At 39.4% G+C, this 24,510-nt stretch carries 14 protein-coding genes and 1 tRNA gene; 10 read left to right on the forward strand and 5 right to left on the reverse strand.

Annotation, left to right across the window (positions count from 1 at the left end):
* Positions 1-11 precede the first annotated feature (11 nt).
* The 8 genes from sprA (at position 12) to feoB (ending at position 17,964) form a co-directional block, all read left to right on the forward strand.
* Entirely contained in the window at positions 12-7,214 is a 7,203-nt protein-coding gene (sprA, locus tag ACTJKC_RS16475; protein WP_440793599.1) for a cell surface protein SprA, read from the forward strand.
* A 112-nt stretch (positions 7,215-7,326) separates the two neighbouring features.
* Positions 7,327-8,226 carry a KilA-N domain-containing protein gene (locus tag ACTJKC_RS16480; RefSeq protein WP_440793601.1) on the forward strand — a complete coding sequence of 300 codons (900 nt, stop codon included), beginning with the start codon at positions 7,327-7,329 and terminating at the stop codon, positions 8,224-8,226.
* Between the two features lie 163 nt (positions 8,227-8,389).
* Positions 8,390-8,770 carry a glycine cleavage system protein GcvH gene (gene gcvH / locus ACTJKC_RS16485; protein WP_025145401.1) on the forward strand — a complete coding sequence of 127 codons (381 nt, stop codon included), beginning with the start codon at positions 8,390-8,392 and terminating at the stop codon, positions 8,768-8,770.
* A 10-nt stretch (positions 8,771-8,780) separates the two neighbouring features.
* The gene (locus tag ACTJKC_RS16490) at positions 8,781-9,215 is read left to right on the forward strand and encodes a VanZ family protein (protein ID WP_440793604.1); all 435 of its coding nucleotides are present in this window, start codon (positions 8,781-8,783) and stop codon (positions 9,213-9,215) included.
* Between the two features lie 261 nt (positions 9,216-9,476).
* Entirely contained in the window at positions 9,477-12,290 is a 2,814-nt protein-coding gene (locus ACTJKC_RS16495) for an outer membrane beta-barrel protein (RefSeq protein ID WP_440793606.1), read from the forward strand.
* A gap of 469 nt (positions 12,291-12,759) precedes the next feature.
* On the forward strand, positions 12,760-15,531 hold the full coding sequence (locus ACTJKC_RS16500; RefSeq protein WP_440793608.1) for an outer membrane beta-barrel protein: 2,772 nt from the start codon (positions 12,760-12,762) through the stop codon (positions 15,529-15,531).
* A 97-nt stretch (positions 15,532-15,628) separates the two neighbouring features.
* Entirely contained in the window at positions 15,629-15,844 is a 216-nt protein-coding gene (locus tag ACTJKC_RS16505) for a FeoA family protein (RefSeq protein ID WP_025145397.1), read from the forward strand.
* A 5-nt stretch (positions 15,845-15,849) separates the two neighbouring features.
* Positions 15,850-17,964: a ferrous iron transport protein B gene (gene feoB, locus ACTJKC_RS16510; protein WP_440794055.1), complete on the forward strand. Its 2,115-nt coding sequence runs from the start codon at positions 15,850-15,852 to the stop codon at positions 17,962-17,964.
* A 760-nt stretch (positions 17,965-18,724) separates the two neighbouring features.
* Here feoB and ACTJKC_RS16515 read toward each other — a convergent pair.
* The gene (locus ACTJKC_RS16515; protein WP_025145395.1) at positions 18,725-19,201 is read right to left on the reverse strand and encodes an Lrp/AsnC ligand binding domain-containing protein; all 477 of its coding nucleotides are present in this window, start codon (positions 19,199-19,201) and stop codon (positions 18,725-18,727) included.
* A 346-nt stretch (positions 19,202-19,547) separates the two neighbouring features.
* On the opposite strand from ACTJKC_RS16515, the gene ACTJKC_RS16520 reads away from it, so the two are divergent.
* Both ACTJKC_RS16520 and ACTJKC_RS16525 read left to right on the forward strand, forming a co-directional pair.
* Positions 19,548-19,692 (forward strand) — tRNA-Asp (locus ACTJKC_RS16520).
* Positions 19,693-19,831: 139 nt separating this feature from the next.
* A complete protein-coding gene (locus tag ACTJKC_RS16525; protein WP_344853936.1) occupies positions 19,832-20,848 on the forward strand; it encodes a LacI family DNA-binding transcriptional regulator in 1,017 nt (338 codons plus the stop codon).
* A 57-nt stretch (positions 20,849-20,905) separates the two neighbouring features.
* On the opposite strand, the gene frr is transcribed toward ACTJKC_RS16525, so the two are convergent.
* The 4 genes from frr to nagA form a co-directional block, all read right to left on the reverse strand.
* The gene (gene frr / locus ACTJKC_RS16530) at positions 20,906-21,469 is read right to left on the reverse strand and encodes a ribosome recycling factor (RefSeq protein WP_344853935.1); all 564 of its coding nucleotides are present in this window, start codon (positions 21,467-21,469) and stop codon (positions 20,906-20,908) included.
* 41 nt (positions 21,470-21,510) lie between these two features.
* Entirely contained in the window at positions 21,511-22,215 is a 705-nt protein-coding gene (gene pyrH / locus ACTJKC_RS16535; protein WP_344853934.1) for a UMP kinase, read from the reverse strand.
* Positions 22,216-22,373: 158 nt separating this feature from the next.
* Positions 22,374-23,336, reverse strand: a complete 963-nt coding sequence (locus ACTJKC_RS16540) for an MBL fold metallo-hydrolase (protein ID WP_440793611.1) — start codon at positions 23,334-23,336, stop codon at positions 22,374-22,376.
* 10 nt (positions 23,337-23,346) lie between these two features.
* Positions 23,347-24,438: an N-acetylglucosamine-6-phosphate deacetylase gene (nagA, locus tag ACTJKC_RS16545; RefSeq protein ID WP_440793613.1), complete on the reverse strand. Its 1,092-nt coding sequence runs from the start codon at positions 24,436-24,438 to the stop codon at positions 23,347-23,349.
* Positions 24,439-24,510 lie beyond the last annotated feature (72 nt).

The raw sequence follows: 24,510 nt of genomic DNA on the forward strand, positions 1-24,510 counted from the left end.
CCAAACTGCCTTTGAAGAGAATATCTACATTTCTGTTTCTCATCCCACTTTTCTTAATTGCTTCTCAAAACACTTTTTCCCAAGTTGTTCCAAGCAAAGCGGATACCATTACGCCAAAAAATAACTTCGGCCTCAAAGAAAAAGAGCGCCTGGGGCTTAGTCCGGCTGTTAATCCCTTTTATCCGGCACCGAATAACTTAAGGCGCGTGGTAGAATACGATGCCAAAAACAAACGTTATGTGGTTAAAGAAATTATAGGCGACCGGTTTGTTTTAAATACACAATATTTAACCATTGATGAATACCAAAGGCTGGTAAACAGCGAGATAAAACGTGGCAACTGGCGCAGCATTTCTAATGCTGAGGTAAGCGATTACCGCAGTACCGGTATTATCCCTCAGATTCAGGTAAACAGCAAGGCCTTCGAAAAACTATTCGGCGGTACCACCATTGATATTCAGCCACGTGGAGAAGCAGAGCTTACTTTTTTAGGCCGGATCAATAAAAATGAAAATCCCCTTTTTAACGAAAGGCAAAGGGTACAAACCAATTTTGATTTTAATCAAAGGATCCAGATGGACCTTGTTGGAAATATTGGTACGAAATTAAAAATCAAAAGCAATTACAACACTGAGGCGCAGTTCGATTTTGAAAATCAGATTAAACTCGATTATACTGGTGGAGCAGATGATATCATCCAGAAAATTGAGGCCGGTAACGTAAGTTTACCTTTAAATACTTCTTTAATTACCGGAACACAGGCACTATTCGGTATTAAAACGCAGTTAAAATTTGGTAAATTAAATGTAACCAGTGTTTATACCCAGCAAAAATCACAATCGAGGGAAATTAAGATTACCAATGGCGCACAGCAAAATACCACAACCGTAAGTATTGATAGTTACGAGGCAAATAAACACTATTTCTTATCACAATATTTCAGGAATAACTACAATAAAAACCTGGCTAACGCACCAATTATTACATCTCCCATCCAGATTACGAAAATAGAGGTATGGATTACGAACAAGGCAGGCAACACTACTGATTCAAGAGATGTATTGGGTTTGATGGATTTGGGCGAAAACGTTCCTTTTAACAACCTTTTGCTAACAGGCGGAACTTCGGGCCTGCCTGCCGGAACTACTGCAACAGGCTTTGCACAACAATCTAATAATTTAATTGCACAGTTAAACGCTTACCAGGGAGGTGCTGTAAGGCAAACCAATTCTAATGCTGTTCTTTCTTTCTTCCAAACAACCCCTGTTAACACCAGCAATACCGATAACTTTGCCAAACTAATCTACGCCAGAAAATTAACTGAGCGTGAGTTTACCTTTCAGCCACAACTGGGATATTTATCATTAAACAATCCCTTAAACGCGGATGAGGTTTTGGCTGTGGCTTATCGCTATACCTATAATGGTGTGGAGTACCAGGTGGGTGAGTTTTCTACTGATATCCCTTTTGATGCGGCAAACCCAAAGGTACTTTACGCCAAATTATTAAAAAACGAAACCACCAAAATCCAGTTGCCAACCTGGGATCTGATGATGAAAAATATCTACTCTATCGGTGGGTATCAGATCAGCAGTCAGAATTTTAAACTCGATATTTACCGCATTGATAACGAAACCGGTGTAGATAATCCGGTAATGACGGAAGGGCAGAATACGGCAAACAAACAATGGATTGCCCTGACCGAGTTTGACCGTTTAAACCAGCAAAATGAGCGTAGACCAGATGGTGTTTTCGATTTCGTGGCGGCAAACAATGCTTTTGGTTCTTATTCTACAGCAAGCAACGCCAACCAGGCCAGTTTGTTTGGTACCGGAAGTAACGGGCAAACTTCATTAATTACCAATACAAATTCGGGTTACATCACCATTGATCCTGCTAATGGAAGGATCATTTTTCCGGTGATTGAACCTTTTGGTAAAGATTTAGCCGCAAGGTTTTTGCCCAGCGAGCAGGCCCTGATCAATAAATATACTTTTACCGCACTTTACGATTCTACCCAAACCATCGCCAAACAATTGTTCCAGAACCAGAACAGGTATGTGATTAAGGTAAACTATCAATCGGATATTTCTTCAGAATTTAGCTTAAATGCCATTAACGTTCCCGAAGGATCGGTAAAGGTTTTCGCCGGAACGATGCCACTAACAGAAGGGGTAGATTTTACCGTTGATTATCAGGGTGGCCGGGTAAGTATCATTAACCAGGCCCTATTAATTTCTGGTCAGCCAATCAGGATTACGACAGAAAACAACGAACTTTTCGGACTGCAGCAGCGGTCACTTTTTGGTACCCGTTTAGATTATCGTGTAAACAATAAGCTAAACCTCGGTGGAACGATTATGAACCTCACCGAAAAACCTCTCACCCAAAAAGTGAACATCGGCGAAGAACCCATTTCGAATACCATCTGGGGAGCCGATATTAATTATAGCTCGCCATCAAGATTTCTAACAAAACTGGTTGATAAACTTCCGTTCATTTCAACCAAAGCACCATCAAGCGTAACCTTTTATGGTGAGTTTGCACAGTTGATTCCTGGTCACCCAAGGGCATTGAATTTTGCCGGAAGTAAAAATGGTGTAAGTTATTTAGATGATTTCGAAGCGTCAAGATCGGTGATCGATTTAAAAAGCGCTATCGCCTGGCAACTGTCGGGCACACCGCAACTTTTCGCCGAGTCCAACAAATCCAACGATTTATCTTATGGCTATAACCGTGCAAGGATTGCCTTCTATAATATCGACCCTACTTTTTATAACTCAGCGGCATCTACCACTCCTGCCAACATCCGGAACAACCGGAATGAGCTTTCTAACCACTATGTAAGGGAAGTTATTGAGCAGGAGGTATTCCCTTTTAAAGAAACAGCAACCGGACAGGCTTTAAATATTACCACGCTTGATGTGGCCTACTATCCAACCGTGAGGGGACCATATAACTTCCGTACTACCGATTTTAGGCCTGACGGATCTTTACTGCAACCTAAAAATAACTGGGGTGGTTTTCAGAGGAAAATCGAAACCAACGATTTCGAAGCTTTAAATGTTGGCTTTATTGAGCTTTGGGTAATGGATCCCTTTATTTATAAACCAAATTCTGCCGGTGGTGATATGTATTTCAACTTAGGAAATATCTCCGAAGATATCCTTAAAGATGGCAGAAAATCACTGGAAAACGGTTTGCCAGCAACCAACGATCCGAGTAAATATGATGAAACGGCGTGGGGTCGTGTACCAAAATTACAACCCGTTGTGCAGGCTTTTGATAATAATCCCGATTCGCGCCGTGCGCAGGATGTGGGTTTAGATGGACTATCGGATGCAGACGAAAAAACAAAATTTGCTGCGGCCATCACACAGATTAAATCGCAATTAAATGCTACTGCTGCTGCTGCAATTGATGCCGATCCATCATCAGATAACTATTCCTATTTCAGGGGGCCGGCTTTAGATCAGATTAATGCAGGTATCCTTAAACGTTACGAAAAATATAACGGAACAGAGGGTAACTCTAAAACTTCGCAACAATCGCAGGCAGAATTAGGCCTCGAAAATTCGGCTTCTACTTCATTGCCTGACGGGGAAGATATTAATCGCGACAACAACATGACTCAAAGCGATGAATACTTTCAATATAAAGTTTCTATCCGCCCCGGCGATTTAAATGTTGGACAGAATTTCATTACCGATAAAGTAACTTCAGAGGTAAAACTGGCCAACGGAAATACACAGGCTGTTACCTGGTATCAGTTCAGGATTCCGATTGGTCAGTATCAGGACCGTGTGGGTGGCATCCAGGATTTTAAATCGATCCGCTTTTTCAGGATGTTCATGACCAACTTCGCCGATACTGCAGTATTGCGTTTTGCAAAACTTCAACTGATCCGTGGCGAATGGAGAGAATACAATGCATCAAATGTTGCCGCTCAGGTAATTGTTGATCCATCTTTACCTGCCTTAACGCCAGATAATTCTACCATCGAAGTTTCAACTGTAAATATCGAAGAAAACGGTAAACGCTCTCCAATTCCTTATGTTACCCCTCCCGGCATTTTGCGTGAGCGCGATTACAGTAATTACCGCGGCGATACCAGGCTGAACGAGCAATCTTTATCGGTTACCGTTAAATCTTTAAGAGATGGTTATGGCAGGGCGGCCTTTAAAACGGCCTACAGCGATTTCAGGTCTTACAAGCATTTAGAAATGTTTGTGCATGCTGAGGCGGTTAATAACCAGCTTCTAAATGATAATGATGTTTCAGCCTTTTTAAGGATCGGTACCGATAACCAGGATAACTATTACGAATATGTAATGCCTTTAAAGGTTACCAATCCGGGAACCAGCGATCCTGATGCCATCTGGCCGGAGGCGAATAGAATGGACATCGATTTAACGCTTTTCCAGAATGCCAAACTGGCCCGTAATGTGGCTAAACTGGCTAATGGACAACCCTGGCCAACCAATGTTCCATTTACCTATACCGATGGTGCAAGAACCATTGTGGTAAAAGGACAGCCCGATATGAGTAAGGTGAGGGTTTATATGGTGGGTATTAAAAACCCGTTACGTGCGGCCAATGATGATGGTATCCGCGATGACGGTCAGGATAAAAGTGCTTTGGTTTGGTTTAACGAATTAAGGTTAACCGAATTTGATGAAAAAGGTGGCTGGGCTGCAACAGGAAGGTTGAATTTAAAACTGGCAGATTTTGCCGATGTAAATATTTCGGGTAGTAAATCTACCGTGGGTTTTGGTTCTATCGATTCGAAAGTAAGCGAAAGAAACCGGGCTGATAATGTATTACTGGATGTTTCTTCAGCCATGGAATTGGGTAAATTCCTGCCGCAGAAATCAGGGGTAAAAATCCCGATGTTTGTGAGTTATTCGAAACAGGTTTCTACCCCGCAGTACAATCCAAGGACGCCGGATATCGAACTGAAAAATGCTTTGGAGCAATCAACCAAGGCACAAAAAGATTCGATCTTAAATTTTGCGCAGGATTATACGGTTAGAAGGGGGATCAACTTTACCAATGTGCGTAAAGACCGCGTAAACACGAGCAAACCGGTTCATCTCTGGGATATTGAAAACTTTGCAGCGAGTTATGCTTATACCCAGTATAATCACCGCGATTTTATTAATCAAAGCAGTATCCAGAATACTTACAGGGCATCTTTACAGTACAGTTATTCTAAAGAAGCCAAAACCATAGCACCTTTCGAGAAGATCATCAAATCGAATATGCTTGCTTTACTGAGGGATTTCAACTTTAGTATTTTTCCAAGCGCCATTAACTTCAGGATTGATGTAGATCGTTTGTATTCAGAAAATACGTTAAGAAATAACGACCCGAATAATACCATAGGTTTGTACCAAAATGGTTATGGTACTACGTTTAATAAAAACTTTACCATGAGCCGCGTGTATGGTATCGCCTGGAACCTTACCCGCTCGTTGCAGTTAGATTTTAATGCCACCAACTATTCAATTATTGATGAACCGGATGGTAGAATTGAAGGTTTAAAACGCGATACTGTTTGGCAGAATTTAAAACGTTTGGGCCGTACAACTGATTATAATCACAATTTAAATGTTACTTATAACCTGCCAATTGATAAAATTCCGGGTTTAAACTGGGTAAGTGTTAAAACCCGTTACGGTACAACCTTTAACTGGCAAACTGAACCACTTTCTACCCTGCGCGATCCGAATATTAACCTGGGTAATACTGTGCAGAACAGCAGAACAATACAGGTAAACCCAACATTGAATTTAACAACTTTATACAATAAATTTGGTTTTATCCGGAATACTGGCAACGACCAGGATGGTAGTAAAGCGAAAAAGTTCTTCATTAACATATTAACGAGTTTGAAAAACGTTAATGCCAGTTATGTACAAACAAAAGGTATTTTCTTGCCGGGTTACCTGCCAACCACCAAATATTTTGGTATTGATAATGCAACAGGAGCCCCGGGACTAGGCTTTGCTTTCGGTAGTCAGCGTGATATCCGCGAAATGGCGCTTAACAATGGCTGGTTAACTACTGATACCCTGCAGAACCAATTGTATGTAAATACATTAAGGGAAGATTTTCAGCTTACCGGGCAGATAGAGCCGTTTAAAGATTTACGGATTACTTTAAAGGCCAATAAAGCGCAAACGAGAAATTTCTCTACCAATTTCAGGTATGTGGCAAGTGTATCATCATTCGAGAATTTAAGTGCCATTACCACTGGTGATTATAGCATTTCGTATATCGCGATTGGTACTGCTTTTAAAGAGAAAAACTCAAATACTGTTTCTAGCCTGTTTAACCAGTTTATGGCCAATAGGATTATTGTTTCGAGAAGATTGGGCGCTCAAAATCCCAATTCATCAGGTATTAACGGAGGCTATGCAGATGGTTACAGCAAAGAAAGTCAGGATGTAATTATTTCTGCCTTTATGGCTGCTTATTCAGGGAAAGATGCAAGCAAATCAAAAATGAATGCTTTCCCTAAAATACCGCTTCCAAACTGGAATTTAACCTATAGCGGCTTAACAAGTATTCCTTTTATAGCCGATAAATTTACCTCTGTTGATATCAGGCATGGTTACCGCTCTGCCTATAACATCAATGGCTTTAATTCATTGTTACGTTATCAGGAGACCAACGGTGCTTCGAGCAGCAGGGATGTAAACAATAACTTCCTGCCCGAGTATCAGTTTGCTCAGGTAACTGTTTCAGAGTATTTTGCTCCGTTGGTTGGAGTAGATACCAGGTTTAAAAATAACCTGACTGCCTCTTTCGAACTAAACCGTTCGAGGCTATTGGGTTTGAGCTTATCAAACAGTCAATTGGCGCAGTTATCGGAGAACAATATGGTTTTAGGTTTGGGCTACCGCACCAATAAATTCCGTTTTCCTTTTGGCTGGTTTAAAAGCCTGAAAATGGATAACAACATGGATTTTAAACTGGATGTGGCCATCCGCGATAACAAAACTGTTATTTACCGCGCAGATATTACCGAAGCAGAAGTTTCCTCAGGTGCGAAAAACATTAGCTTAAGACCAAGTGTAGATTACGTGTTAAACCAGAAGTTTAATATTAAGTTATTTTACGATTCGAACATTACAAAACCTTATACTTCGCAAACATTTAATACTTCGTTCAGTAATTTCGGTTTTAGTTTAAGGTTTACACTGAATTAATACGCTAATTAGAAATTTGATTCTTTAGCATAATATAATAAGTTTAATATATCCTTTTGTTTTCAGTATTTAGCACGCTCAAAACGGGTTTAAATTTGCAATCTATTCAGTTATGAGTAAAATCAATGTTAATAATACAGAAGTAAATATAGTTTCTAAAGACGGACAGGATTATGTTTGTTTAACAGACATGATTAAGGCGAAGGATGGAGAATTTTTTGTAAGTGATTGGTTGAGAAATCGTAACACATTAGAATTTCTATCTGTTTGGGAACGAATCAATAACCAAAATTTTAATTATGGCGAATTTGCCATAATATCATCAAAAGCCGGGTTAAATAATTACAAGCTTAGCGTAAAAGACTGGATTGAAAAGACTGGTGCTATAGGAATATATGCAACTACTGGCAGATATGGTGGAACGTATGCACATAAGGATATAGCTTTCGAGTTTGGCATGTGGATAAGCGCAGAATTTAAACTGCTGTTGATCACAGAATATCAGCAATTAAAGCAAGCTGAAGCTGAGAGAACGGAATCTGGATGGGACATCAGGAGATTGCTTTCAAAAACAAATTATATAATTCATACCGATGCAATAAAGGCACATATTATTCCTGAAATAACTGAAGCACAAAAGAAGTTTGTATATGCTAATGAAGCTGATATGCTTAATGTGGCATTATTTGGAGCTACAGCAAAACAATGGAAGGAAGCTAATGCGGAAGCTGCTCTAGATGGTTTCAATATGAGAGATCATGCAGATATTCACCAATTGATCGTTTTAAGTAATTTAGAAAATCAGAATGCTTATCTTATTAGTAAAGGTATGACTCAATCACAAAGATTAGTTGAATTAAGAAAAAGCGCAATTTCACAACTTGAATCTCTTCGCAAATCAATATATACTATTGATAAAATACAGAGCCCATTAAAGGATTTCGGAAAAGCTAAAATTAAAGAGGTAAAAACTGGAAATGAAATTATTAAAAAGAAATCTTCTAAACGATAATGCATATAGTTTAGATCAAGTTAATTAAACAGGCATTGCGATTAGCCAAACTAAATTGTATTTTTGAGGCTTAAACTACAAAAAAGCTTTATTATTTTGCAGTAGAATTTGCTAACATCCTGAGATAAAACATAATAACTTATATTCAAATACTTATAAACAAATGAATTTTCCATCAGAATTAAAATACACTAAAGACCACGAGTGGGTTAGAGTTGAAGGTAACGAAGCTTTTATCGGTGTTACCGATTTCGCTCAGCGCGAATTAGGTGATATTGTTTATGTTGACATTAACACTGTAGGTAGCGAAGTGGCAAAAGAAGAAGTTTTTGGTACTGTAGAAGCCGTTAAAACCGTTTCTGATTTATACATGCCAGTTACCGGAACCGTATTGGAAGTTAACGCTGAATTAAACGATAACCCGGAATTGGTTAACTCTGATCCTTACGGACAAGGCTGGATGGTAAAAGTATCTTTAGCTGATTTAGCTGAAGTAGAAGGTTTATTAACAGCAGAAGCTTACCAGGAACTGGTAGGAGCTTAATCTTTATATTTTGTACAAAGCACTAAAACATCAAAAATGGGCCATTCTCTGGACCATCATTGTTTTAGTGTTTTGTAATATGCACATTTCCGATTCTGTCGGGAAAAGCGGCTTTTTCTTTGAAGGCTTTGATAAAATGACCCATATGGGTTTTTTCTTTGTGCTATCAGTCCTGCTCTTTTTTGGTAAGATAAAATATCAGCATACCTACGCTTTCAGAACACTAACCATTTTTAAAATTTTGCTCATCAATGCAATAATCGGTGGCGGAATTGAGTTACTACAATGGAAAGTTTTTACCTATCGCTCTGCAGAATGGTGGGATTTTGGATGCGACATGTTAGGTGCATGTATGGCTGTTTTTAGCTATGTGTTGCTCCATAAATTAAATTTCGATAAAACCTCCGCTGAAAATAAAACAGACTCCTATGAAAACAAGATTTAGCATCATCTGTGTAGTTGTGGCCATTAGTTTAAGTGGGTGCAGCATCTTCAAGAAAGATTGTCACTGTCCAAAAGTGTACTACAAAAGTTATCCTTCTCAACGGAAATAATAACTTCATTTCACCTTCCTTTTTTCGATTTGGTAACCTGCCGGTGGGCTGTATTTAAAATGTTACCAAGCTTTTAACACACCTTAACAAACCTTTGGGCTTTTCTATAGTCTGATAGCTTAGTTTTATACAATAATATCTAATTTTTTTTGATGAAAAGAAACGTTCAGAGGGCAATATTTGTGGTGCTCCTATTTTGTGGTTATATCGCTCAGGCCCAAAATACTGGTTCTATCAGCGGTAAAGTAATTAATGCTAAAGATAAAAAGCCGGTTGATTTTGCTACTGTAGCAGTTAAAAGTTTAAAAGATTCAAGCGTGGTGGCTTCCGGACAGACTAATCCTGACGGAACTTTCAGCTTTAAAGCCATTGCCCCAGGTAAGTACCGTATTTATTCGGCTTTTTTAGGTTTAAAAACTGCAACAAAAGATGTTGAAGTAGCTAAAGCAGCTGTAAATGCCGGCGATATTGCCATGAGCGACGATGGTGTAGATTTAAATACCGTTAACGTTACAGCAACCATCCCGATTGTGGTAAAGAAAGATACTTTGGAATTTGATGCAAAATCAATCAAAGTACGCGAAAATGCCGTGGTAGAAGACCTTTTGAAAAAAGTACCTGGTGTAGAAGTAGCGAAAGATGGTAGCGTAAAAGCCCAGGGTGAAACCATTACCAAAGTAAAAGTAGATGGTAAAGAGTTTTTTGGTAATGATCCGTTACTGGCAACCAAAAACCTTCCTGCCGATATGGTAGATAAAATCCAGGTAATTGATGAGCTTTCTGAACAGGCACAGTTTACCGGTATAGATGATGGAACAAGAAATAAAATCCTGAACATCACCACTAAAAACGGAATGAAACATGGCTATTTCGGAAACAGTACCGCAGGTTATGGTTCTAACGACCGTTATGATGCCAGCTTAAACGTAAACAAATTTGATGATGACAGGCAGATCAGTTTTATCGGCCAGTTTAACAACGTAAACAAACAGAACTTTGGTCAGGGTGGTGGCGTAGGTAACGGCTTTGGCGGTGGGGGCGGCGGTGGCCGTGGTGGCAATACCAGTGGCGGTAATTCTGGCAATAGTAACAGCGGCATTACCAATACCAATGCAGCGGGTTTAAACTTTGCCGATACCTATAAAGATGGTACCCAGTTTCAGGCCAGTTATTTCTTTAATAAGGCAAACTCAGAAAGAATCCAGAATTCTAATACACAAAACCTTACTGGCGGTACCAATAACATTGCTGAGGCAATAACCAATACTACCGATCGTATTAACCACCGGTTTAACTTTATGGTTGATACCAAGATAGATCCGTCGTTATCTATTAAAATACAACCAAATCTGGCCTATACCGAAACAGATGGGAATAATTTGAATGAATATACGAGAACCCTTACTGATGCCTCAACTGTTGGTACGCAACGCAATACCACAACTGCTGCTACACCTACCATCAGCAATAATTTACTGATCCGTAAGAGTTTTAAACGCAGAGGCCGTACCCTTTCCTTAAATGTTAATACCAGCATTAACGATAACGATGGTACCAACCTTAATTACCGTAAGGAAACCATTACCATGGATGGTGTATCAAGGGATTCGTTAACAAATCAGTTAAACAATACAACCAGTCACTCATTAAATAACACCACGCGTGTTGTTTATACAGAGCCATTAAACAAAACCTTAAGCGTAGAGTTTAACTACCAGAATGGTTATTCAAACAGCGATTCGCAAAGGGATGTATTCAATTACAATCCTTCAACCCTGCAGTTTGATATTGTTGATGATACCTTTTCGAATATCTATAACAACCGTACCTTAACCAATGCGGTAGGTGCCAGTTTAACCACTACTGAAAAAAAATATAACTGGAATATTGGTGTAGCCGCGCAGCAAACCAACAGGGTAAATACCAATTTAACTACTGGTTTAAGACGTACGCAGAACTTTATTAATATCACACCTTCAGCACAGTTTAGGTATAATTTTAGCAACCGCAAACGTTTATTTATTAACTACCGCGGTTCTACCACACAACCAAGCATCGATCAGATCCAGCCGATTCCTGATAATACCAATTCACAAACCATTTATGTGGGAAACCCGGCGTTAAAACCTTCATTTAATAACCAGTTGAGGATCAATTTTAACAACTTCAATATTGAAAATGGCCGGTTCTTCTTTGCAGGTTTAAACCTGACCCAAACATTTAATAGCATTGGTAACAGTGTAGCTCAGTTGCCTAGCGGTATCCAGCAGGTAAGTTATATCAATGTTGATGGTGTTTACGCAGGTAATGCCAACGCAACATGGTCCTTACCATTAATGGCAGAGCGTAAATTAACCCTAAATATTTCAGGAAATGGTGCTTATAACAGAAACGTGAATTACATCATTCCTCAGGGAGGTACCACATCTGTAAAAAATGTTACAAATAGTTATACCATTTCAAATGGTTATAAACTGGTTACCAATGTTGATAAATTCGATTTAACAGGTGGTATTACCGGTAGTTACACCAATTCAACGTTCTCAGCTCAACAATCAGCAAATACCCAGTTCTATACCATTAACCCAAGTTTTGATGTGAGTTACGTGCTGCCGGGAAATATCAGGTTAGCGATGGATATTGATTATTTCAGAAATTTTGGTGGAGGCGATTTATATAACCAGGAATACACCATTCTTAATCCTTACATCAGCCGTCAGTTCTTTAAAAACAGAGGTACCTTTAAATTCTCTGTAAATGATGCATTAAACCAGAACACAGGGGTTAGCAGAACGGCTACAGGTACTTCCATTACCGATTTAAACTATAATGTATTAAAACGCTATTACATGCTCTCGTTTACTTATTCTTTAACCCGTATTGGCGGAAGAAATATGAGTGGCGATATGCAGATGCCGGGTCAGCGTGGTAATGGCGGCGGCGGTGGTGGTCGTCAGAGAATGTAATCTCCAGCGTACCGTTTCGTCATTTCGACATTAGTGGAGAAATCTGAAGTATGATTTTTAAATGGTCGGTTCTCCATCTGCCATAATTAATACAATAATAAAAAGTCCCGGTTTTTAACCGGGACTTTGTGTTATTTAATCCAAACGGCGTTTAATTTTTAAATATGATATTCTTAGTTCTTTAAGAATTGGATTCTCAATTCGATGCCTTACCATAACAAACTTTATAAAAAGCAACGCGGAATGGAGAGATCTAACTCGAGATAGATCTCTCGGCTGCGTTGCACTTCGCTCGAGATGACGTATCGGGGGGTAGCTTAATTTAGCACTTCTGTTATTAATATTACTTTTTACACAATAAATTATTCTTCTAAGTGACGATAATTTGTATGTATTTCAAATGTTACCTTCTCAAAATAAACCTTTACCAAAGTCGGTAGTCTTTATCTCAACCAATCAAACTAACCGAATGAAACAAATTTTTACGCTGCTTCTTATTTTATCATCATTTTATGTTTATGCCCAGAAAACCGGTTCGGTAAGTGGCAGGGTAATCCAGTCGAAAGATAAAAAACCGATTGATTATGCCTCACTTGCTGTAAAAAACCTGAGCGATTCGAGTATGGTTGGTGCAGTTAGTACAACAGAAGATGGAAAATTTGTGTTCAAAAACTTAAAACCCGGTAGTTACAGGCTGTATGCTGCATTTTTAGGTTTAAAAAACACCACAAAAGATTTTACCATTACCGCTGATAAAACAGATGTGGCTTTGGGCGATATTATTCTGGAAGGTGGCGCAATCGATCTGCAAACCGTTGATATCAAAGCCGAAGTTCCGCCGATTGTGGTGAAAAAAGATACACTCGAATTTAATGCCAGCTCTTTTAAAGTGGTAGAAAACGCCGTGGTAGAAGATTTGTTAAAGAAACTGCCAGGCGTTGAAGTAGATAAAGCAGGAACGGTAAAAGCGCAGGGCGAAACCATTACCAAAGTAAAAGTTGATGGTAAAGAATTTTTTGGTAACGATCCCTTACTGGCCACCAAAAACCTTCCGGCAGATATGATCGATAAAATCCAGATTATTGATGAGCTTTCCGATCAGGCGCAGTTTACCGGCATTGATGATGGCTCGCGCACCAAGATCATTAACATTACCACGCGAAAAGATAAGAAAAACGGTTATTTTGGCAACAGTACTGGAGGTTATGGTTCTGATAACCGTTACGATGTAAATGCAAATATTAACCATTTTAGCCAGGATAAACGTTTAAGTGTAATTGCGCAGTTTAATAACGTAAATAAGCAGAATTTTGGTGGTGGTCTGGGTGGTGGAAACGGGGGAAGCAATGGTGGCCGTGGCGGAATTACCGATACCAAGGCTGGCGGATTTAATTTCTCGGATGTTTATGGCGATCAGACAGAAGTGAGCCTGAGTTATTTCGTGAATAAATCAGATAACCTGATTCTCAGGAACAGCGTAACCCAAAATTTGCTCGGCGACGTAACCACGGTTTTTAATAATGACCAGACCAATAATTCAGACCGTTTGAACCACCGTTTAAACTTTATGATCGATACTAAAATCGATTCCCTGACTTCGCTTAAAGTACAACCCAATTTAAGTTATACCGATAACGAGAGTTTAAACAGCAGTATTTATACCCGCGATTATAAAACTTATATGATTAATGGTACGCAGTCGCTCAGAAATCACAATACGGCGCCATCAATCAGCAATAATATTTTGTTGCGGAAAAAATTTATGCGCCGTGGCAGAACATTATCTTTAAACTTCAATACCAATATCAACAATAACGACGCCGATAATTACAATACCAATCCCGAAACACGTAAAGAAAACGGAGTGGAGACCAAAAAAACTACCGATCAGTTTAATGATCAGGAAAGTGAGTCAATCAGTCAGAATACGCGATTGGTGTACACCGAGCCCCTGGATAAAACTTTAAGTTTAGAGCTGAACTACCAGAACGGTTATAACCACAATACATCCGACCGTTTTACCTATAATTTTAACCCGCTTACCCTGAAATACGATTTGCTGGATACAACCTTTAGCAACGCTTACGAAAATACCATCATCACCAATGCTGCAGGCCTTAGTTTTAATAAAATGGCCAAAAAATACAACTGGAATGTGGGAATTGCCATTCAAAACACCGATAGGACCAATAACAACATTAGTGGTGGATATGTGCTGAAACAAAACGTGTTCAATTATACCCCTTCGGCCATGTTCAGGTATAATTTTAGTAATAGTAAACGCCTGGTGTTTAACTATAGGGGGAGTACCAATCAGCCAACCATTCAGCAGTTGCAGCCCATCCGGAACAATACCAATACACAAAGTATTCCGGTAGGTAATCCTGATCTGAAACCTGAATTTAACAACACCCTCCGCGTGGCTTACAATACTTTTACCGTGGGGAAAAACAGGTCGTTATTCGTGAATTTAAACCTGACACAAACTTCTAACCGCATTGCAAACAGCACCAGTTTAATTCAAACCGGTCCAGATCAGGGTAAACTAGCGGTTACACCGGTTAATGTAAGTGGCGTATATTCAGGATCCGTTTCCTCTTCATTAAGTTTACCGATTATGGCTGAGAATAAATTGAACTTCCACATCAATGTGAGCGGAAATTACGATCGCGATGTAAACTTTACAAATTCCTTAAAAAATATCACCAACAGCTGGTCTGTTACCAATGGCTACCGCCTGGTTTCCAATCTGGATAAACTTGATTTAACTGCAGGTGTAAACGGATCGATCAACCGCGCCACTTATTCCGTGCAGCCAAATTCGAATACCCGTTTTTATACTTTTAGTCCGAATATCAGCGTGAGCTATTTATTCCCCGGTGATATCCGTTGGTCGGTTGATGCCGATTATAACCAGAATACCGGCAGGGGTGAAGCTTTCGATACCCATTTTACACTCGTAAATTCTTACATCAGCAAACAGTTTTTCAAAAACCGTGGAACCTTTAAAGCAGCGGTAAACGATTTGCTAAACGAAAACCAGGGCGTGAGCCGTACCGCCAATAACAACACCATTCAGGATGTGAGTTATAATGTATTGAAGCGTTATTTTATGTTTTCATTTACCTATTCTCTAAACCGAATGGGAGGTAAAAACAGGATCAGGGGAGGCGAAGAAGGTGGTAGAAATCGTGGTGGCAATGGAGGAGGCGGTTTTGGCGGCGGCAGGCAAAGAAATTAAATCATTTAAGGGTAAAGCTGTGTAATTTCTCTTTTCATAATCGCTATCTTATTTGGAATAAATCTAAAGAAAGGGTAACTTGCGCCAAATTTAGCACATGAAGCTGTCGCACCTGAAAATTGGAGAAAAAGGAACAATTGTAGCATTTACAGATTTAGATATGTCTGTAAAGTTAATGGAGATGGGCTGTTTGCCGGGCGAGGTAGTAGAAGTTGAGCGTTTTGCTCCACTTGGCGACCCGATGGCGATCCGTGTTGCTGGTTATCAGCTTTGCTTGCGTAAAAGTGAAGCTGATGTGATCATTATACAATAAATAAGCTGGGTTTGGATATTAAAGTTGCGTTAGTTGGTAATCCCAATACAGGTAAATCTACTTTATTTAACCGTTTAACAGGGTTAAATCAGAAAATAGGAAACTTTCCAGGTATCACTGTTGATAAGAAAACTGGTTTTTCAAAACTTGTAGGCGGCAGGGAAGCTGAGATTATCGATTTACCCGGAACCTATAGCTTATATCCAAAAAGTGCTGACGAAAGTATCGTTTTTCAGGTACTTGCCGATAAAAACAACAATAGCCATCCCGATGTAATTGTATTAATTGCTGATGCTTCCAATCTGAAAAGGAACATGCTGCTGTATTCACAGGTGGCAGATTTAGGGATCCCGATGATTTTGGCTTTAAATATGATCGATCTTTCTGCCAAACAGGGAATTGAAATCGATCTGGATAAACTTGCGGAAAAACTGGGCATCCAGGTGGTTTCCATTTCAGCAAGGAACAATATCGGAATTGATAAGCTAAAACAGGCCATTGCCAATACCAATAAAATTGCCACCCAGTTTCAGGATGTTGATGTGAATTTGCTGGCACCCGAAGCCATTAATGCCATCAAATCGAAACTGAATTCGGATAACGATTATTATGCATTACAGGTTTTGCATCAGCATGAGTACCTTACTTTTTTTACTGAAAAAGAACAGGAAGAAATTGAGGAGATAGAGCAATCACATCATTTCGAATCGTCTAAAATACAGGCAGCAGAAACCATTGCCCGCTATAAACACCTCAGTAGTATATTATCAGGTGTAGTGGTAGATAAAGGCACCGAAAAGAAATTTTCTTTCAGCGATAAACTGGACGGCATCCTTACCCATAAAGTTTGGGGATTCGCCATCTTTTTGCTGATCCTGTTTGTTATTTTTAATGCCATTTTTGCCTGGTCATCTTACCCTATGGATTTGATTGAAAGCGGATTTGGTTATCTCACCAGCTTAGGTCACGAATACCTGCCTGCAGGTATGTTAACAGACCTTGTGTTAGATGGCGTTATTGCAGGTTTAGGGGGTATTTTTGTGTTTATTCCGCAAATTGCCATTCTTTTTGCTTTCATATCCATTTTAGAAGATACCGGTTATATGGCCCGTGTTACCTTTATGATGGATAAAGTGATGAGTAAAGTTGGCCTTAACGGAAAATCGGTGGTGCCGATGATTGGGGGGTTGGCCTGTGCCGTTCCTTCAATTATGGCTGCCAGAAACATCGAAAACTGGAAAGACAGGATGATTACCATCATGGTTACCCCATTGATAAGCTGCTCGGCCAGGCTTCCGGTGTATATTTTGATTATATCTTTAATTATCCCTTCAAAAACGGTTTTAGGTATTTTTAACCTCCAGGGTTTAGCATTGATGGTGATGTACCTGGTGGGTATTGTTGCTGCGGTATTAGTGGCCTGGGTAATGAAATTCATCATCAAAACCAAAGAAAGGTCTTATTTTATTATGGAATTACCGGTTTACCGCATGCCCAGGTGGAAAAACGTTTTTTATACCATGTACGAAAAATCAAAAACCTTTGTTTTTGAAGCCGGTAAAGTAATTATTGCCATTTCGATTATCCTTTGGGTAATGGCCTCATTCGGACCTGGAAACCGTTTCGAAAGCATTGATAAAAAATATAAATCGGCATTGGCTGATACAACTAAAAATACCGATCACATTAAAACTTTGGTGGCTACAGAGAAACTGGAAAACTCTTATGTTGGCATTCTTGGTCATGCCATTGAGCCTGCCATCCGTCCGCTAGGTTACGATTGGAAGATTGGTATTGGTTTAATTACCTCTTTTGCCGCCCGTGAAGCTTTTGTGGGTACCATGGCAACCATTTACAGTGTTGATGGTGGTGATGAAGATACCAGCACGATCAGGGAGCGTATGTCGGCCTCTAAAAACAGCCGCGATGGCTTGCCTGTTTATACTTTTGCTACAGGAATTTCGCTGATGCTTTTTTATGCTTTTGCCATGCAGTGCATGAGTACGGTTGCCATTGTTTACCGCGAAACCAAAGGCTGGAAATGGCCGGTTATCCAACTGGCATACATGACGGCTATGGCCTATATCGCCGCATTGGTGGCTTATCAGTTGTTGAAATAGATACTGCTTTTATAAATTACGTCATTTCGAGCGAAGTGAAACGCAGTCGAGAAATCTATTTAGGTAATTCTCTTCCGCATATCGTCACCCTGAACTCGTTTCAGGGTCTTTCATGCACAATAGATCTTCTCCACTCCGCTATGCTCCGGTCGAGATGACGCCCGTTTTGTTAAATTGTTATCCTGAGCGGAGTCGAAGGGTAGATCATTTGGTTTTGAAGAGCAATACCTGTAAAACTATTTTAGTTTCCTCCCGCTTTCCGTTTTATCCCGATGAAAAATCGGAATGCTCACTCCAATCGGGTCTAGGTGGCCAATATTATGATGCTATTAAGGGTTGGAAGTATAGCCCGGTTGCACCAATTTTACACCGGTAGCGAAATCGTAAGAAAACTGTTTCAAGATAGATCTCTCCCCACCTGTACGGGCAGGCATTCCGCTGCGCTGTAGTCGAGATGACGACTGCTATAGTAGTGTAATTTTAGGGTTTGTCATCCTGAGCGGAGTTGAAGGATTATCAGGCGAATCGCTACTTATTGCACAACCCTTTGTTAAATAAACCCGGTAGAAGCGGTTCCGATTCTTTACCGATGAACCGGCACTAAATTAGCATCGGAATTAGCGGATAACGGGACAGCTGTTTCCGAAACCCTACTAAACGTTCATTTTCAAATAGGGCACCTAATTTTTTATTTTAGTCACTTCCCTTTAGTCTTTCTGCTTTGGTCTTTCAGCTTTGGTCTTTCAGCTTTGGTCTTTCTCTATCCCAACTCAATCTGCCGCTTAATGCTCTCTTCCAGTGAAATTAATGTCTCAGTGCGCTGAATACCATTCACGGCCTGTATTTCTTCGTTTAACACATGGCGCAAATGGTTGGTATCCCTGCAGATAATTTTGGCAAACATACTGTAAGCACCTGTAGTGTAATGAAGCTCTACTACTTCCTTAATTTTGCTCAGCTGTGCAACGGCATCTTTATACTGGATCCCCTTTTCAAGATAAATACCCAAAAAGGCACAGATATCGTAGCCAGCCTTTTGCGGATCGATAATTAAATGAGAACCTTTTATAATGCCCATTTCCTGTAGTTTTTTCATCCTAACATGTATTGTTCCGCCCGAAACAATCAGATCTTTAGCGATTTCTGTATAGGGTTTAGTGGCATCCTGCATCAATTGTTTCAATATATCGATGTCGAGGTTGTCAATTTCTAAATTGGAATTGTCTTTTTTAAGCATATTTTTGAATTATGATAAGCGAATTTACAAATATTTATCAATATTATAAAAATAAAATTAAATGTTTAAAATATTTGCAAGGTAATGGTTGTTCCTTTACATTTGTATCAAGCAATTAACAAAAAGGAAACGTTCTTTCAAAATTGTTTAACAAAATGTAGGGTGGTGAAACAGGCAGACACACCTCCTTGTCTCGGTGGCGGAGAATAATGGGAATATACTGGCAACAGTACTAACCACTCCTTGAAGGTTCGATTCCTTCCCCTACAGCGGCTTTAGTCCTAAGTCAAGAGTCCATAGTCTTTAGTAGACTCACGACTGCAGACTTTGGACTAATGACTAAAATTGTTGGGTGGTGAAATTGGCAGACACGCCTCCTTGTCTCGGTGGTGGGGAATAATGGGACAAACGCAGTTTATTGGGTTGACCACAAATTAATTTTTTGAACTGTAGCTAACTACCCCTTGAAGGTTCGACTCCTTCCCCAACAGCATTTTTTATGAATAATAAGTTAGTTAATTGAGCAATCCTGGATAGGTTGCTCTTTTTCTTTTTACGGGTATTTTTACATTTTTGTAGATATATTCCTATATTACCAGTTCAATTTATTCTAACTGTGTAATGCCTGTAATGAAAAAACGAATATCCATAAAAGATATCGCCAAACAATTAAATATTTCCATTACAACCGTATCGTTCGTAATTAATGGAAAAGCGAGAGAGAAAAACATCAGCGAATCGCTTACCAAAAAAGTTTTAGACCTTGTTGCCGAATTAAACTACCAGCCTAATGCCCTTGCTACGAGCCTACGGACGGGAAAAACAAAGATTATCGGCTTTCTGGTTGATGATATTTCAGAGCCTTTTTTCTCTGGTATAGCGCGCCGCATTGATGAAATCGCCTCCAGCCTTGGTTATAAAATTCTTTTTAGCAGTACCCGTAATGATACTGAAAAAGCAATAGAGTTATTGCAGATTTTTAAAGACAGGCACGTAGATGGCTACATTATGGCCCTGCCCGAAGGTTTAGAAGAAGAAGTTAAAAAGCTGATTCAAACGGATGCGCCGGTGGTGCTTTTCGACCGTTATGTGCAGGATGTAAAAACTGATTATGTAATTATTGATAATAAGAATAGCACGTTCGAAGCTACGGAGCACCTGATTAACAATGGTTATAAAAATATAGGTTTTGTTACCATAGACACCGTTCAGCAGCAAATGGTCGATCGTTTATCAGGTTACGAAACTGCGGTAGAAAAGCATAAGCTTCCAGCCATTGTAAAAAAGATCAGCTATGTAAATTCGGCTGAATCGATTAAGGAAATGGTGAAATTTTTTAAAAAAGAAAAGCAATTGGACGCGGTAATCTTCGCGGCTAACTACATTTGTTTAGATGGTTTGAGGACTTTCAGAAAAGAAGGTATCCGCATTCATAAAGATCTGGCCGTGGTATCTTTCGATGATTTCGAAATCCTGGAGTTCTGCGATCCGCCTGTTACGGCAATTGCGCAACCGCTTGAAGCCATTGCAGAGAACATCATGAAGATATTATTGAATAAGCTTAAAAAGGCAGGTAGAAATGTCGAAAATGCGCAGGTATCGCTACCAACAATATTAAATGTACGGGCATCGAGCTCAAAAAAATAGCATAAAAAAAGGGAATAGATTTTAAATCCATTCCCTTTATCATGAGTTTGATGCAGATTAAACGGTCATTACATCTTTTTCTTTCGCTTCTGCGTGTTTATCGACCTTAATGATATAGGCATCAGTTAATTTTTGTACTTCGCCTTCACCGGTTTTAATTTCATCGTCTGATACGCCTTCGCCTTTTAATTTCTGAATTTTGGTATTGGCATCTTTACGGATATTACGAACAGTAACACGGCCTCTTTCGGCTTCTTCTTTTACTTTTTTAACCAGGTCTTTCCTGCGCTCTTCGGTTAAAGGAGGTACCACCAAACGGATCACAATACCATCATTCTGAGGATTGATACCAATATTGGCTACCTGTATAGCCTTTTCGATAGTGGTTAAAAGTGATTTTTCCCAGGGTTGGATCACAATTGTCCTGGCATCAGGAGTATTGATACTGGCCACTTGAGCTAATGCTGTAGAAGCGCCATAATAATCAACAAAGATACCATCCAACATTCCGGCTGATGCCTTACCAGCCCTAATTTTAGTTAATTCAGCTTCACAATGATCGATTGCTTTATCCATTGCAGATTGAGCATCCATTAATTGTAATTGTATGAGGTCGTTCATAATCGTGTGTATTTCTACAAAAATAATATTTTTTTAAATGCTTACTTTACCAGGGTTCCAATTGGCTCGCCATTGGCGATTTTCATGAAATTACCATGTTTGTTCATATCAAACACAATAATTGGAAGTTGGTTTTCTTCACAAAGGGTAAAAGCCGTCATATCCATTACATTAAGGCCTTTATCATACACTTCTCTGAATGAAATTTCTCCATATTTTGTTGCTAAAGGATCTTTTTCCGGATCGGCGGTGTAAATTCCATCAACACGTGTACCTTTTAAAACCACATCGGCTTTAATTTCGATGGCACGTAAAGCTGCTGCAGAATCGGTGGTGAAATATGGATTTCCGGTGCCGGCACCAAAAATAACTACACGGCCTTTTTCTAAATGGCGTACAGCTCTTCTGCGGATAAACGGTTCGCAAATCTGCTCCATTTTAATTGCCGTAAGCAAACGGGTTTTGATACCAACTTTCTCCAAAGCATCTTGCAAGGCCATAGAGTTGATTACCGTTGCCAACATCCCCATGTAATCAGCCTGAGCCCTGTCCATCCCACTTTTTTCGGCGCTTAAGCCTCTAAAAATATTTCCTCCTCCAATTACGATGGCGATTTCTAAGCCTTTATCGTGTACTGCTTTGATATCTTCTGCATATTGCTTAACACGATCATTATCAATACCGTATTGTTTGTCGCCCATTAGCGATTCTCCGCTAAGCTTTAGTAGGATGCGCTTGTATTTCATGACCTCAAAAATATCAACAATTTTTTAATACCGGGCTATGCTTTTTAATAATTGATGTAAATTGTTTATTGGATTTTATTGCCAGACAATAAAAGCTACAATTAAGGGGCTTTTATGATCAAACTGTAAGGTCAAATCTAACCAGTGATATTCTAAAATTAGTTAATTGTGAAGCGCCTGCCTTGCTCCGGAAAGATTAGTTTTAAGCCTTCTCTATTTCCTGAAATCAATTGTTGCTTTACTTTTTCTGCGGTTTGTTGCGGAGGTTTTGTATGGGTAACAATAAAAGAAATCTTTTTAAAAGCTTTTTCGTTGGTTAAAGCTTCAAGTTTCGAAAGTTCGCTGAAGAAAAGCTTTGGTGTAAGGTGACCGAATAATTGCTTTTCAGGCTGTTCATTAGGAAAAGAAACCTCTAAAAATATGGCTTTTAACTGTCCTGAATTAATAAGCGGGGATATATTTTGCCACAGCCTTGCGAGTTTATCTGATTTTTCTATTTCATCTGCTCCGGTATCACCCAGGTATAGTGCATAGCTGTCCTGATGGCTAATCAGAAAGGCCGTGCTTTTATAAGGATTACCGTGGCTGAGTTCAAAGGCTTTTACCTTCATTTCTGTGCCTTCAAGCGGATAAGTATTGCCTTCAACCAAAGGAAAATAGGTGTATTTTTTCAATTGTGGTTTTTCACCCTCATTGGCAAAATTGGCCCAGGCATCCCAGGTGAAATATTTATCTCTTAAAATGTTGAGTACAGCAGGTAAACCGTAGATATTTTTAACTGTATCAGCCGGGGAATTGATAATTAAGCCAGCAACATGATCTAAATGGGCATGCGAGATCAGATACCCTTTTATCTGTTTTCGTTGGATTTCTTCGCTGATGCCTTTTTGGGATTTAAGGTCGATTGCTTTCTGGATACCGGCATTTATGGTGCCTGCATCAAGACAAACGTAATTTTCGTTTCCTTTTGGCGCAATCATGTACGATGATAAATTGCTCTCGTCATCACCGCCTTTAACACCAAGTGGGATAATGGTAAAAGCAGTATTTATTTCCTGCGACCAGCAATAATTGGCGTAAATGGATAAAAAGATAAATGCTGAAAGGATCCTTCTGAACATATTGGTTTGATTATACCGTTTTTCCTTTAAAAATGACTTCTTTTAAATTCAATTCATCATCAAGCACCACTAAATTTGCTAATTCGCCGCTTGCTATATTCGCTGTGAGATTTTGGATACCAATTAATTTAGCAGGATAACTTGTAGCCATTTTAACAGCATCATTCAAGTTGATGTCGCAATGCATGACACAATTTTTAACAGCTTCTAACATGGTAAGTGATGAGCCTGAAAGTGTGCCATCAGGCATTACATATTTGTTCCCTTTCTGGATGTGCTGATAAGGACCCGTTGAACATGCCGTAACTGCATCAGTAATGAGGAACAGTCGTTCTTTTAACAGTTTCTGCGCAAATTTAACTACCTCGAAATCTACATGCTGCCCATCGGCAATAATACTGGCTATAGCTTTATCGTGGCTGAAAACAGCAGTGGGTATGCCAGGTTCGCGGTGGTGAATGGGACTCATGGCGTTAAAAAGATGCGTAGTGGTTTGGATGCCCTTATTATAGGCAGCTGTCGCTTCTTCGAAAGTTGCATTACTGTGCCCTAATGAAACAACTACACCGTTATTTAACAGGTATTCTATTACGTTATCATCCTGAAGTTCAGGGGCAATAGTCATCATTTTGATTACGCCATCACCAAAATCGATCAGTTTTTTAATTTCATCTAAAGAGGCTTTTCGTACAAATGCAGGTACGTGTGCACCCAAACGTTTAGGGTTTAAAAACGGCCCTTCTAAATGTAAACCCAGGCAATTTTTAGCGGCTGAGCGGTGCTCCTTAGCAACTTTAATACATTCGTTAAAAACTTCCGGAGAATTTGTTGCCATACAAGCCAGAAAGCCTGTAGTTCCTTTTTTTAACAGATCTTCTTCCATTATAGTCAAAGATTCTACACTTGGATCGGCAGAAAATAGCCTGTCACCGGCGCCATATATCTGTAGATCTATAAAGCCTGGAACAACAAGGGTATGATTATTTTCTTTATTGTTGCTGTCACTAATATTAGAAATGACATCACCATCAATAATCAGATCTTGATTGTGCTTTAAATCGTTGCCCTGAAAATAGGAGGTATTGGAAATTACTTTAGGCATATCAAACGTTTGAGTAAATTTAATCTTACACGGTCAAAGTTAAATATTGTGGCTATATATTTGGGTAATAAG

Source organism: Pedobacter sp. 22226 (assembly GCF_052045455.1).
Lineage (GTDB): Bacteria > Bacteroidota > Bacteroidia > Sphingobacteriales > Sphingobacteriaceae > Pedobacter > Pedobacter jeongneungensis.

Excerpts from the sequence above, each read along its gene's own strand:
- ACTJKC_RS16480 (WP_440793601.1), top strand. The coding sequence starts at position 7,327 with ATGAGTAAAATCAATGTTAATAATACAGAAGTAAATATAGTTTCTAAA.
- gcvH (WP_025145401.1), top strand. The coding sequence starts at position 8,390 with ATGAATTTTCCATCAGAATTAAAATACACTAAAGACCACGAGTGGGTT.
- ACTJKC_RS16495 (WP_440793606.1), top strand. The coding sequence starts at position 9,477 with ATGAAAAGAAACGTTCAGAGGGCAATATTTGTGGTGCTCCTATTTTGT.
- ACTJKC_RS16500 (WP_440793608.1), top strand. The coding sequence starts at position 12,760 with ATGAAACAAATTTTTACGCTGCTTCTTATTTTATCATCATTTTATGTT.
- ACTJKC_RS16505 (WP_025145397.1), top strand. The coding sequence starts at position 15,629 with ATGAAGCTGTCGCACCTGAAAATTGGAGAAAAAGGAACAATTGTAGCA.
- ACTJKC_RS16515 (WP_025145395.1), bottom strand. The coding sequence starts at position 19,201 with ATGCTTAAAAAAGACAATTCCAATTTAGAAATTGACAACCTCGACATC.
- ACTJKC_RS16525 (WP_344853936.1), top strand. The coding sequence starts at position 19,832 with ATGAAAAAACGAATATCCATAAAAGATATCGCCAAACAATTAAATATT.
- frr (WP_344853935.1), bottom strand. The coding sequence starts at position 21,469 with ATGAACGACCTCATACAATTACAATTAATGGATGCTCAATCTGCAATG.
- pyrH (WP_344853934.1), bottom strand. The coding sequence starts at position 22,215 with ATGAAATACAAGCGCATCCTACTAAAGCTTAGCGGAGAATCGCTAATG.
- ACTJKC_RS16540 (WP_440793611.1), bottom strand. The coding sequence starts at position 23,336 with ATGTTCAGAAGGATCCTTTCAGCATTTATCTTTTTATCCATTTACGCC.
- nagA (WP_440793613.1), bottom strand. The coding sequence starts at position 24,438 with ATGCCTAAAGTAATTTCCAATACCTCCTATTTTCAGGGCAACGATTTA.